Genomic DNA, 12,406 nt, shown 5'->3' on the forward strand with positions numbered 1-12,406 from the left:
AGATGTGTATAAGAGGCAGCCTCATCTCCCGCCACCACCACGGGCCCATCCCCCTCGTCCAGCCGTACCAGCTCCACCGGCCGCCCCGGCGCGAGCGTCTGGGCGTCCAGCACCGCGCCCGCCGCCAGGCTGAGCAGGTCCACCGGACGCCGTTCCAGCGGACGCCGCTGGTCGAGCCGGGCGAGCAGCAACAGGTCGTCCACCAGTACGCCCATCCGCGCCGCCTCGTCCTCGATGCGCCGCAGCAGCGACCCCACGTCCCCCGCCGGGTTGTGCCGGTAGAACTCGGCGAAACCCCTGATCGAGGTGAGCGGCGTGCGCAGCTCGTGCGAGGCGTCCGCGACGAACCGCCGCATCCGTTCCTCCGAGCTCTGCGCCGCCGAGGCGGCCCGCCGGGCGGCGGTCTCCGACTCCGAACGGTCCCGCAGGGCTTTCTCGATCTGCGCGAGCATGCCGTTGACGGCTCTGCCCAGCCGCCCCATCTCGGTACGGCGGTGCCGTGGCGGCACCCGCCGCGACAGGTCGCCCCCGGCGATGGCCTCGGCGGTGCGTTCGATCTCGCCGAGCGGGCGCAGGCTCCGCCGTACCAGCCAGTGGCAGGCCAGCCCGAGGATCAGCAGTACGGCGGTGCCCGCCCCGGTGACGATGACGACGAGCCGGGAGACGGTCCGGTCGATGTCGGCCAGGCTGACGGCGACGACCTTGCTCTCCCGGTACCGATCCACCACGGCCACCGCCCGCCACTGGGGGCCGCCCGGCTCGACCGATCCGACGCTGAACGGCCGGCCCTCGCGCCGGGCGAACTCGCCGGGGGTGAGGTGCGGCAGCGCGGGCCGGAACCCGTCGGTGGATTCGGCGATGGTCCGCGCCACGTTGCCCCCGGCGTCCATGACGACCATGTGGAACAGCCCGTAGAGCCGCTGCGGCCGGAGTCTGGGGGCCTCCGGCGGTTCGTCGCCGCCGCGGTCCAGCGGCTTGGTGGCGGCCCTGAGCTGGTGGTCCACCCGTTCCATCAGGTAGGTGCGCAGCGACTGCACCGCGAACAGGCCGGTCAGCGCGATGGCGGCGGCGACCAGGACCAGCGTGCCGGCCACGAGCCGCGCCCACAGCGGCGTCCTGGCCAGGCGTCTCTTCAGCGCCAGGCGTCTCCTCAGCTCAGTGCCGGGGCGCGCGAAGGACATATCCGACCCCTCGCAGGGTGTGGATCAGCCGCGGCTCCACGTTGTCGATCTTCCGGCGCAGGTAGGAGACGTACGACTCGACCACCCCGGCGTCGCCGCCGAAGTCGTAGTTCCAGACGTGGTCGAGGATCTGCGCCTTGGACACCACGCGCCCGGCGTTGGACATGAAGTAGTGCAGCAGCTTGAACTCCGTCGGCGACAGGCGTACCGGCTGCCCGGCCCGCTCGACGTGGTGGGCCTCCTCGTCCAGCACCAGGTCGGCGACCTGGAGGCGGGAGGGCAGCTCCAGGTCTCCCCGGGTGCGGCGGAGCACCGCGCGGATGCGCGCCACGACCTCCTCCAGGCTGAACGGCTTGGTCACGTAGTCGTCGCCGACGCCCAGGCCGTGGACCTTGTCGTCGGTGCCGTCGCGGGCGGTCAGGAACACCACGGGCATCCGCCGCCCGCCCGCGCGCAGCCGTTTGGCGACGGCGAAGCCGTCCAGGTCGGGGAGCATCACGTCGAGGACGACCAGGTCGGGCCGGACGCGTTCGGCGAGCGCCACGGCCTCGTGGCCGTCGGAGGCGGCGATCACCTCGAAACCGGAGTAGCGCAGGCTGGCCGACAGTAGTTCTCGGATGTTCGGTTCGTCGTCCACGACCAGCAGCCGCGCCTCGGGGGAACGGCCGGCGCCCGGCTCCTGCTCAGCCACTGAGACCGACCGCGTTGTCTACTCGCACAAGCCCCTACTGTGCCGACGCCCGCTGGACCCAGGCTCAGCCGTCGCTGAGCGTTTGCTGACAGTCGCGCACGGACGCACGCCCGTCACTCGGAGGTGATGGGTTCCAGCGGAAGTTCCACGCGGAACGTCGCGCCGCGGCCCGGCTGGGAGGTGACCGACACCGTGCCGCCGTGCGCCTCGACGAGGGCGGCCACGATGGCCAGGCCGAGGCCGGTGCCGCCGTCGTTCTTGGCGGCCCGGGTGCGGGCGGTGTCGGCGCGGTAGAAGCGCTCGAAGACCCGCTCGATCTGCTCGGGCGCGAGGCCGGGGCCCTCGTCGGCCACCTCCAGTACGGCCGAGCCGCGGTCGGCGCTGAGCCGCACGGTGATGGGGGTGCCGTCGGGGGTGTGGGTCAGCGCGTTGGTGACCAGGTTGGCGATCACCTGGCGCAGCCGTACTTCGTCGCCGCTGACGATCAGCGCCGCGCCGTCCACGGACAGGGTGAGTTCGCGGTCGGGGGCCAGGATGCGGGCGTCGTGAACGGCGTCGGCGGCCAGCGCGAGCAGGTCCACCGGGTCGGCGGCCAGCGGGCGCTGCCGGTCCAGCCGGGCGAGCAGCAGCAGGTCGTTCACCAGCAGGCCCATCCGGGCGGCCTCGTCCTCGACGCGGCGCAGCAGTACGGCGGGGTCGCCCTCGGGGTTTTGCCGGTAGAACTCGGCGAAGCCGCGGATGGAGGTCAGCGGGGTGCGCAGTTCGTGTGAGGCGTCGGCGACGAACCTGCGCATTTTCTCCTCCGAGCGCCGGGCCGCGGCCTCCGACGCCGACCGGGCCTGCATGGCGGCCTCGATCTGGGAGAGCATGCCGTTCAGGGCGCTGGCCAGGCGGCCGACCTCGGTGCGCGGTTCGACGTCGGGCACCCGGCGGCCCAGCTCGCCGGCCGCGAACTCGGCGGCGGTGCGTTCGATCGCGGCGAGCGGGCGCAGGCTGCGCCGCACGATGGTGACGCCGACCCCGGCCAGGGTGAGCATCACTCCGCAGCCGCCGAGCACCTCGATCATGGCCAGCCGGCCGGTGATCTGGCTGACCTCGCTGAGGTCCATGGCCACCACGAGCGTGCGGCGCTCCGCGTGGCCCACCGCGAACGCCTGAACCCGCCACCTGGCATCACCCGACGTCGCGCCGACGGTGTAAGGGCCGAACACGCCGGACAGGCCGGACAGTTCGGGCGGTGGCACGCCGCCGGTCTCCATGCCGTTGACGGTCAGCATCGTCCGGCCGTCGGGACGGCGCAGCACGACCGTCACGTCGGCGGGCAGGCGGATGTTGGCCAGGGCCGAAAGGCCGCGTTCCATCCGGCGTTCGCCCTCGACGCCGAGCAGGTGGAGCTGGCCGTCCACCCGGTCCATCAGGTAGCTCTTCAGCACCGACACGCTGACCAAGCCGATCAGCGTCAGCCCGAACGCCAGCAGCGCCAGCATGGCCGCGATCAGCTTGATCCGCAGCGGGGTCCGCCGGAACAGGTTCCGGACCATCAGGACAGCGGGGGTACTCGCAGCACGTAACCGACACCGCGCAGGGTGTGGATGAGCCGCGGTTCGACGTTGTCCACCTTGCGGCGCAGCACCGAGACGTAGGACTCGACGATGGCGGCGTCGCCGCGGAAGTCGTAGTTCCAGACGTGGTCGAGGATCTGCGCCTTGGACAGCACCCGCCCGGCGTTGGACATGAAGTAGTGCAGCAGCTTGAACTCCGTCGGCGACAGCGGCACCGGCCGGCCGCCGCGCCAGACCTCGTGGCTCTCCTCGTCGAGTTCGATGTCGGCGAAGGAGATGCGCGGCGGCGGCCCGGCCGGGTCGCCGCCGGTACGGCGGAGCACCGCCCGGATGCGCGCGATGACCTCCTCCAGGCTGAACGGCTTGGTCACGTAGTCGTCGCCGCCCAGCGTGAGGCCGCGGATCTTGTCCTCCACGGCGTCTCTGGCGGTCAGGAACACCACGGGGGTGTGCGTCCCTCCGCCGCGTAGCCGGCGCACGACGTCGAAGCCGTCCATGTCGGGGAGCATGATGTCGAGCACGATCAGGTCGGGGCGGTGCCGCTGCACGGCGGACACCGCCTCCAGCCCGGCCTTGGCCGTGGCCACCTCGAAACCCGCGAACCGCAGGCTGGCGGCCAGCAGTTCGAGGATGTTCGGCTCGTCCTCGACGATCAGAAGTCGCGCTTCCGGCGAATCGGTCACTGCACTATCTTTGCCCGGTCGGGTGAGATTCCTGTTAAAACCACAGACTACGGGTAGCCGGACACCCCTCACCGCGGCCTCAGGTCAGGGCACGGCCTTGGCGATGTGCCGGGCGATGGCCAGGCTGGAGGTCGCGGCGGGCGAGGGCGCGTTGCGGATCAGCGCCACCCGGCCGTGTACGTCGATGACGAAGTCGTCCACCAGCGAACCGTCCCTGCGCACCGCTTGGGCGCGCACCCCGCCGCTGGTCCGGACGAGATCGCCACCGGTCAGCTCGGGCACGTAGCGCCGCGCCGCGGCCAGGAAAGCCCGTTTGGCCAGCGAGCCGTACACCTCGCGCACGCCGGTACGCCAGTGCTCGGCGGCCAGGCGCGCGGTGCCGGGGAAGGTCAGGATGCGGCGCAGGTCGGCCGGGCGGATCCGCCGCCAGGAGTAGCCCTCATAGGCCAGCGCCATCACCGCGTTCGGCCCGACCAGCACCTCGCCGTCGATGCGGCGGGTCAGGTGGACCCCGAGGAACGGGTAGCGGGGGTCGGGGACGGGGTAGATCAGGCCGCGTACCAGGCTCTTGGCCGCGCCGGCCAGCGCGAAGTACTCACCGCGGAACGGGACGATCCGTACGTCGCCCGCCCGCCCGGCCATCCGGGCCACCGCGTCGGTACCAAGGCCCGCGCACGACACCAGCCGGTCGAAGGCGAACCGCTCGCCCCCCGCCAGCACCCGTACCGTGTCACCGGACTCGCGCAGCGCGGTGACCGGGTGCCGTAGTTTCACCGAACCGCCCAGTTCGGTCACGTCGGCGGCGAGCCTGCGGGCCACCGCGGCGAAGTCGGCGATCGCGGTGTGCGGGGAGTGGACCGCGCCCACCCCCACCGCGTGCGGCTCGATCTCGCGCAGGCCGAGCGCGTCGACCTCGGCGACGTCCGGCACGCCGTTGGCCCTGGCCCGCTCGGCCAGCCCGCGCAGCGCCGCGCGCTCGCCCCGGTTGGCGGCGATCACCAGTTTGCCCACCTCGTCGTACGGCAGGGCGTGCTCGGCGCAGTACTCCCGCAGCAGGCCCACGCCCTCCCGGCACAACCGGGCCTTGAGCGAGCCCGGCGGGTAGTAGATGCCCGCGTGGACGACGCCGCTGTTGCGGCCGGTCTGGTGGACGGCGACCCCGGGCTCCTTGTCGAGCACGGTGACCTCCGCCCCGCGCGATCTCGCCAGCTCACGGGCAACCGCCAGACCCAGAATGCCCGCTCCGACCACTCCGATGCGTTCGCTCACGTCACGAAAGCTAGCGCCACCGGCGCGGGAACGCGATCGAACAGGAATTCGATTAATATGGTGGGGTGTATGTGCCACCTGACTGGCCGGAGGAGGTCCGCCCGCCCGGCAGCCCCGACTGGGAGACCTCGGCGGTCGCGTGGCTGCTCGACGCCGTGCCGCCCGACTACCGCTCCTACGGCGTGCTGCGCCGCCACCCGGTCGCGCTGTCCCGGATGGCCGTCCACCATGTGGGCGCGGCCATCGAGGCGGCCAGGGCAGGTTATCGCAACGCCGCGGTCGAGTTGAAGGACCACCTGCCGCCGCACGCCGTCGAGGCCGTGCTGGAGACCTACCGCCAGGAGGGGCCGCGCCTGGTCCGCCTGGCCGCCGCCATCGACCTCGTCGATCGGGCGCTGCGCGGCGAGCCGTTCGTGCCCCGGCTCTAGCCGGGTTCTCTAGCCGAGCTTGGCGAGGGCGTCGCGGAGCCTGCGCACGTCGCGCTTGCGCGCCTCGTACGTCGCGCCGATCGCCACCAGCAGCGCGCCGCCGACCGCGATCGGCACCCAGCGGGGCAGCAGCACCACCAGGTCGGAGATCCACGGCATCAGCTCGTTGATCCCCAGCACGGCGAGGGTGAACCCGCCCTGCACCACCGGCGCCTGCATCCGCCACCGGGCCCCCGCCAGCAGTACGGCCAGCGACGCGCAGCCCAGCAGCAGCGGGCGCACCCAGCCGGGGTCGGACAGCGCGACGAGCAGGCTGGGCAGCATCGTGAACGCCAGGCCGGGGCCGTAGGCCGACCACGACGACGGGCGAGAGCCCTCCGCGGCCCGCCTGACCCGCCACCATCCGAAACCGAGCAGCACCAGCGAGAACGGGGCCGTGTACGCCTCGACCGCGCCCACGTCCTCGGCCCACAGCCGCAGCCAGGTGGCGGCGAGCAGCAGAGCGGCGGCCGTCCGGAACGTCGGGTGGCGGCGGCGGTCGGGGCGCAGCGCCGTACCGGCGGCCAGTACCCCGGCCGCCGCGCACGAAAGGCTCATCAGCCGGGGCTCCGGAGCGGTCAGCAGGATCCCGGCCCCGGCGAGGACATATCCCCCGATCTCAGTGCCCAGCGTGCTTGTGCGAGCGGCGATGATGGCGGCCAGGGCGGCCACGGCCAGTACGGCGAAGGCCGCCTGCCCGCGCGGCAGCCCGGCGGAGATCCCCACGGCCAGCGCCTCTCCGCCGAGCAGTACGACGGCGGCTCCGGCCGCGCCGGGCCGTACGCCCGCCGCCCGCCCGGTCACCGCGACCGCCGCCGCGACGACGGCCAGCACCGGCAGCGCGGCGAGCGTGGCGGTCTCGTCGTTCAGCGCCCAGGCCGCCGCGTGGCAGGCGGCGAGCACCGCCACCACGCCGTAGAGCGGGGCGCGCCGGCCTTTCAGCCGCGCGACGGGCACCGCGAGGGCCGCGGTGAGCGCGACCGCCACCGCCACGGCGGCCGGTTCCGGCAGCCGGAAGGCCACCGGGACGACCGCGAGCGCCACCGCCGCCGTGACGAGCGCGACCGGTTCGGCCCTGCGGTGGCGCGCCCGCACGATGAGGGCGGCGGCGGTGAGCAGGAGCAACACGGCCGGCGCGGCGGTGGAGGCGGGCGGCCAGTCGATGCCCCAGATCATGGCGGCGTGCTGCCAGGGCGACTCGACGGCCCGGCGCAGCGGCGCGACCAGCGTGGCGATCACCTCGGGGGCCATCGGCAGCAGCCACAGCGGGACGATGATTCCGGCCGTGACCGTGGCGGCCCGCCGAACGAGGGGGTCGGGGAGGGCGAACGTCCCGCCGCACAGCGCCAGCGACACGACCATGCAGGCGACGAGCCGCCAGCCGACCGGCCCGCCGTCGGTGGCGTGACCCAGCAGCGTCGCGACGGCCACGGTGAACGCGACCACGGCGACGGCGGTCAGCACCCGCACCGCGTCCGGCGCCCCCTCCCAGCGGGCGAGAACGGACGCGATGACCAAGATCCCGATGGCGGCCGCGACCAGGAGGGCCGCCGGGGTCAGCGCCCGTGCGACGTCCTGCGCGATGGCCGCCTCGCTGTAGGCGGCCAGCAGCATGCCGAAACCGGCCGCCAGCGCGCCGCAGACCGCCGCCGTCGCCTTGACCGCTGTCGCCCTGTGCCGGCGGTGCAGGTACATCCAGGCCAGCGTGTCGAGCGCGGCGGCCACCAGGAACGCGGCGGCGATCCAGTCGCCCCCGGGCTGGAGGGCGGGCACGACCAGCGCGCCCTGTGCGAACACCACGGCGGCCGGCGCGGCCTGCCGTACCTTGACCACCCGCGCGTAACCGGCCAGCACCGCCGCGACCAGCCCGCAGACCAGCGCGGTGTAGTAGGGGGCGGGCAGGGCGTCCGAACCGGCCAGGCCGACCTGCCTGGCCGCGTAGCCGTCCAGGACCATCAGCGCGACGCCGAACGCCGCCATCGTCTCGGCGGTCGCGGTCAGCCCGCGCCGCAGCAGTACGACCGGCGCGGCCAGTACCAGCGCGGTCAGCCCGGCGAGTACCGCGGCCCGTCCGCCGATGCTGAGATATCCCCAGCTCACCACCGTGAAGACGAAGGCCGCCACGATGAGCAGCAGGCCGCCCAGCACGAGCAGCAGGTTCTGCGTGGCTTGTGCGGAAAGCTCCCGCCGGGGCGGTTTCGGCGGTGCGGGCGACCGGCGGAGTGCGGCGAGCAGCTCGGCACGGCGGGCCAGCAGGCGGGCGCGTTCCCCGTCGAGCCGGGCAAGGGATACGTCCACCTGCCACAACTCGTGCGCGACCGGCCCGCGCAACGACAGCCCACAGCGCGGGCACGCGTCAGCCGCCTGCTCCAGCGGCCCACCGCAACCAGGACATTTGCCGCCGTTCGCCTCCTGCATAGGAGCGAGCATGCCGTGTCCCGCTTGCAGTTCGCATGCGTCCTCGGGTGTCATCGGTTCGAGGAGCGCGCTGGAGAAGCCGTCGTCGGCGAGCCACCTGGACTCGGCGGCGGCCGGGCGGGAGGTGACCACGATGCGCAGGCCGGGGTAGGCGGCCAGCAGTCCGCCGAGCCACTGCCGTACGGCGGGCCGATGACTCAGCACCAGCTCGTCACGCCGTCCACGAGCAGCAAGCCGCGCCCGAGTTCGAGTACCCGTTGCACCCACCCGCGCGGCATCCGCCCCGCGACCTCCCGCGCCACGTCGTCCAGGAAGCCCTCCGGGGCCGGGAACCGGCCGTCCGCGTGGCTGCGGAGCTTGATCATGAACGGCACGCAGCCGTTCCACTCCGCCAGCTCGCCGGTGAACCCGCCGCGCGCCGCCGTCACCGCGAGCCAGCGCAGCAGCGTGCTCTTGCCCGACCCTGCCTCCCCGCGCAGCAACGTCAGCCGGGATCGCCCCAATGCCTCCTCGATGCGCACGTTGCCCGGCTTCCGCTCGCCGTCCTCCCGTAGCGAGGCGATCGGCATCCGGTCCAGCGGCGTCCGTCGTACCGGGTCGCCGGACGACACGCTCAAGCTGATGTACGCGACGCTGAGCGAGGTACGCGGGCGGTAGGTCTCCACGCGCACCCCGAACAACTCCACCTCGTCCAGCACCCGGCTGACGTGGTCCAGGTAGCGGCGCTCGAAGGCCGCGTCGTCCTGGCGGCCCTCGGGGGCGTCCAGCGAGCGCGCCGGCATGCGGGCGAGCAGGCGGTCCATCTGCTCGGCGAGACCGCCGAGCCGGCCCAGCGACCCGGTCGCCACCCGCGGGAGGTACTGCGGCAGTTGCTGGACCATCCGCACCACGCACTCCAGCGACTCGGCCAGCAGCACCGCGAAAAGCCGGTCCTCGGCCTCGCCCAGGTTCGGCGCGGGGAGGGCGTCGGCCACGCGTTCGGCCAGCTTGACGGCGTCGCCGTCGGCGGCCAGCAGCGCCGCGTCGGACAGGTCGGCGGCGCGCAGGGCGTCGGTGACCTCGGCCAGTACGGCGGCGCGCGCCCCCTCGTCCAGCCCCCGGTACTCCTGCTCGATCAACGGCCGGAGCCGGTCCTCCACCGCCAGGGCGATGCCCTCGACCTGGTTTTCGAACTTCCGCCGCAGCATCCGGTCCCGGAAGGTGACCTGGACGAGTTCGGTGAGATCGGATTCGCGTTCGGTACGCCCGGCGCGCACCGCCAGCCACTCCCGGACCGCCCGCTCCGCGACCGCCTTGCCCGCGCTCGCCACGACCGCTTCCACGCCCGCCATGCTCCGATCATGCCGCCGCCACCGGGCCTGCGGGGGCGAATCGAACGACCTGGTTCAGGCGGCGGGGACCAGGTTGCGGTTCAGCAGTCCGAACCCGAACGCGAACACCGCCGCGATCACCGAGCCCACCGCCGCGACCGCGAACACCCACTGGTAGCCCGGCTCGCCCGGCAGCGAGGCGAGGATGGCCGCGATCGCCGCGCCCGCCATGCTGCCGCCCATGAGGCGGACCAGCGCGTTGATGCCGGCGGCGAGCGCCGTACTGGCCGGCTCCACGTGCTCGACCGCCATCGTGCCGAGGGCCGCGTACCCGATGCCGAGACCGATGCCGAGCAGGCCGGACGCCAGGTAGAAGTCGGTGCCGGTGTCGTGTGAGAGCACCAGCCACAGCGCGCCCGCCGCGACGATCAGCGACCCGACACCGACCATCGTGGAGGCCGCGAAGCGGCGCATCAGTTGCCCCGAGAACAGCGAGATGACCAGCATGAACAGCGTGTTAGGCAGCAGGAAGAAGCCGACTTGGAGGGTGGTGGCGCCGAGCCCGTACCCGGTGGCGGCAGGGGTCTGGGCGAAGCTGGACATCCCGGTCACGACCGTGAAGAAGGAGAAGCCGAGCAGGAGTGAGGCCACCGTCGCGCCGACCGTGCCGCGGTGGGTCAGCATCGCCAGTTCGACCAGGGGTTCGGCGACCCGGCGTTCGATGGCCACCCAGACCACCGCCGCGACCACGGCGACCGCGAACAGCCCGAGCACGCCCGGCGAGGTCCAGCCCCAGGAGCCCCCCTGGCTGATCGCCAGCAGCAGCGCCACCAGCGCGATGGTCAGCACCAGCGCGCCGGGCAGGTCGGGACGGCCGCGGCGCACCGGGGCGGGGTCCTTGACCAGGAACGCGACCAGGACCCCGGCCACGGCCCCGCTGCCGCCGATGATCCAGAACAGCGCCTGGTAGTCGCCGGAGACCAGGCCCGCGAGGATCATCCCGCCACCGCCGCCGAATCCCATGGTGGCGCTCAGTACGCCGATGCCGGTGGCCAGTTGGTGGCGGGGCAGCAGGGACCTCGCCAGCCCGATCGACAGCGGCAGCAGGGGGGAGACGAAGCCCTGGAGCATCCGTCCGGCGAGCAGCCAGGGCAGGGACGTGGCCAGCGCGGCCACCACCGAGCCGATCACCAACAGAGCGAGCGCGCCGAGGATGACCCTGCGCCTGCCGTACATGTCGCCGAGCTTGGACAGCAGCGGCATGGCGACCGCGCTGACCAGCAGGCCAAGGGTGAGCGTCCAGGTGACGGCGGGCAGGCTGGTATGGAGTTCTCGTTGCAGCACCGGCAGGAGAGGGAGGATCGCGGTGCTCTGCACGGCGATGATGGACGTCGCGAAGGCCAGGGTGACCATGGCGGGCCATGGGCTGCCGCCGGCTGTGGCGCGGCGCTCGGGCGCGGTGACTGTCGCCACGAAGGACTCCTTTTAGGTAACTTGGGTAAGTAACAAGGGACGATGATACATACCTAAGTTAGGTAAGCAATAGTGGGCTACGATCTGTTCACGACCGTGGCGGCCTTCCGTCGCCTGGTGACCATGTTCAAGCGGGCCAGAACCACCGAGCCGCTGTCCGACGCCGCGGGAGTCCGGATCGATCGCCCGGACGCAGAGATCCTTGTCCACCTGCTCGAAGCGGGCGAACCCCGCAGGATAGGCGCCATCGCCGACGCCCTTCAGGTGGAAAGCCCCCACATCACCCGGCACGTCTGCGCCCTCGAACGACGTGGCCTGCTGGAACGCGTCCGCGACCCCGGCGACGGCCGGGCCTGGCGCATCAACCTGACCTCGCAGGGCCTGGGCACCGCCGAACAGTGCAGGCGGTTCACCGCCAAGTGGATCGGCGCGGCGCTCGCCGAATGGTCCGATTCCGACCGGGCCGAGCTACAGCGGCTGCTGGTCAAGCTCGCCGACGACGTGAGCCACAAGATGCACCACACCGCCGTGAACTGACGGTCCCCGTGGTTCAGCGGTGGCCGACGACGTTGACGACGCGGCCGTTCGGGTCACGGACGAAGAACCGGCGTACTCCCCACGGCTCGTCCCGCAGCGCGTGGACGACCTCCGCGCCGGACGCGAGCACGTCCGCGTAGACGGCGTCCACGTCATCGACCTCGACGCTCATGTCCGGCTGCACGGGCGCGGTCTCGTCCCTGGTCATGAGGATCACCTGAGCGGTGGGGTTGTCCGGGGAGGCGAGGGTCACCACCCAGCCCAGGTTCATCACCTCGGTGAACCCCAGCCGGCGGTAGAACGCGCGGCTCTCGTCCATCGCCTCGGTGGTGATGTCGGGCACTGCCCTGCGGATGCTCATACCGTCCATCCTCTCCCCCGGCTTCCGGCTCGCGGAAAACCGGGTGCGGGGTGGCGGGGGGGCGGCCGGAGAATGGCGCATGCTCTCCGACCACTGGCCGCTGCTGGGACTGCGCGTCCACACCCCCGTCTTGAGCTGCGCCCGCCCACCGAGGACGACCTGGCCGCGCCGGCGATCTCCCGCAAACTCGGCTACCGCGCGGACGGCGTGACCCGCTACGCCGTGGACGGCAACGTGCCGACATCGCACTCGGCGGCCTGCCGGTGGCCGTGGGTGCATGCCGTGCCCCACCCCGATGCCCGGCTGATAGTGGGGTCAGCGGGACTGGCGGGCGATCAGGGTGATGATGCCGATGGCGGCGAGGGCCAGGACGGCGCCGAGGGTGATCTGGCCTGGGGAGATCCCGTTTGCGGGGGATGACGCCGCCGCCGGGGAGGCCGCTGGGGTGGATCGG

General features: G+C 72.8%; 11 protein-coding genes. 2 read left to right on the forward strand and 9 right to left on the reverse strand.

Going from position 1 to position 12,406, the window contains the following annotated elements; genetic code table 11:
- The 5 genes from C1I98_RS25210 to lhgD all read right to left on the reverse strand — a co-directional run.
- Positions 1–1,181 (reverse strand): histidine kinase dimerization/phospho-acceptor domain-containing protein (locus C1I98_RS25210; protein WP_111169911.1); only part of this gene is annotated, 1,181 nt, incomplete at its 3' end.
- Positions 1,156–1,872 (reverse strand): response regulator transcription factor, encoded by a 717-nt coding sequence (locus C1I98_RS25215; RefSeq protein WP_111169912.1) that lies wholly within the window; start codon positions 1,870–1,872, stop codon positions 1,156–1,158. The genes C1I98_RS25215 and C1I98_RS25210, both read right to left, overlap by 26 nt.
- 113 nt (positions 1,873–1,985) lie before the next feature.
- Complete coding sequence (locus tag C1I98_RS25220) at positions 1,986–3,413, reverse strand: HAMP domain-containing sensor histidine kinase (protein WP_111169913.1); 1,428 nt, start codon at positions 3,411–3,413, stop codon at positions 1,986–1,988.
- Positions 3,413–4,117, reverse strand: a complete 705-nt coding sequence (locus tag C1I98_RS25225) for a response regulator transcription factor (protein WP_111169914.1) — start codon at positions 4,115–4,117, stop codon at positions 3,413–3,415. The genes C1I98_RS25220 and C1I98_RS25225 overlap by 1 nt, the downstream gene beginning before the upstream one ends.
- 84 nt (positions 4,118–4,201) lie before the next feature.
- On the reverse strand, positions 4,202–5,386 hold the full coding sequence (gene lhgD / locus C1I98_RS25230) for an L-2-hydroxyglutarate dehydrogenase (RefSeq protein WP_111169915.1): 1,185 nt from the start codon (positions 5,384–5,386) through the stop codon (positions 4,202–4,204).
- A gap of 65 nt (positions 5,387–5,451) precedes the next feature.
- Between lhgD and C1I98_RS25235 the strand changes: the two genes are divergently transcribed.
- The gene (locus C1I98_RS25235) at positions 5,452–5,814 is read left to right on the forward strand and encodes a hypothetical protein (RefSeq protein ID WP_111169916.1); all 363 of its coding nucleotides are present in this window, start codon (positions 5,452–5,454) and stop codon (positions 5,812–5,814) included.
- A gap of 9 nt (positions 5,815–5,823) precedes the next feature.
- On the opposite strand, the gene C1I98_RS25240 is transcribed toward C1I98_RS25235, so the two are convergent.
- Genes C1I98_RS25240 through C1I98_RS25250 form a run of 3 tightly spaced genes read right to left on the reverse strand, consistent with a single transcriptional unit; the run spans position 5,824 to position 11,054 of the window.
- The gene (locus tag C1I98_RS25240) at positions 5,824–8,475 is read right to left on the reverse strand and encodes an SCO7613 C-terminal domain-containing membrane protein (RefSeq protein WP_111169917.1); all 2,652 of its coding nucleotides are present in this window, start codon (positions 8,473–8,475) and stop codon (positions 5,824–5,826) included.
- Entirely contained in the window at positions 8,469–9,602 is a 1,134-nt protein-coding gene (locus tag C1I98_RS25245; RefSeq protein ID WP_111169918.1) for an NACHT N-terminal Helical domain 1-containing protein, read from the reverse strand. The genes C1I98_RS25240 and C1I98_RS25245 overlap by 7 nt, the downstream gene beginning before the upstream one ends.
- A 54-nt stretch (positions 9,603–9,656) precedes the next feature.
- Entirely contained in the window at positions 9,657–11,054 is a 1,398-nt protein-coding gene (locus C1I98_RS25250; protein WP_233508163.1) for an MFS transporter, read from the reverse strand.
- Between the two features lie 72 nt (positions 11,055–11,126).
- Here C1I98_RS25250 and C1I98_RS25255 point away from each other — a divergent pair, with 72 nt between their 5' ends.
- Positions 11,127–11,591: a MarR family winged helix-turn-helix transcriptional regulator gene (locus C1I98_RS25255; RefSeq protein ID WP_111169920.1), complete on the forward strand. Its 465-nt coding sequence runs from the start codon at positions 11,127–11,129 to the stop codon at positions 11,589–11,591.
- A 13-nt stretch (positions 11,592–11,604) separates the two neighbouring features.
- Here the strand turns inward: C1I98_RS25255 and C1I98_RS25260 are convergent, their stop codons facing one another.
- On the reverse strand, positions 11,605–11,952 hold the full coding sequence (locus C1I98_RS25260) for a VOC family protein (RefSeq protein ID WP_111169921.1): 348 nt from the start codon (positions 11,950–11,952) through the stop codon (positions 11,605–11,607).
- Positions 11,953–12,406: the final 454 nt, after the last annotated feature.

Source organism: Spongiactinospora gelatinilytica (genome assembly GCF_003236385.1).
In the GTDB taxonomy this organism is placed as follows: Bacteria; Actinomycetota; Actinomycetes; order Streptosporangiales; family Streptosporangiaceae; genus Spongiactinospora; species Spongiactinospora gelatinilytica.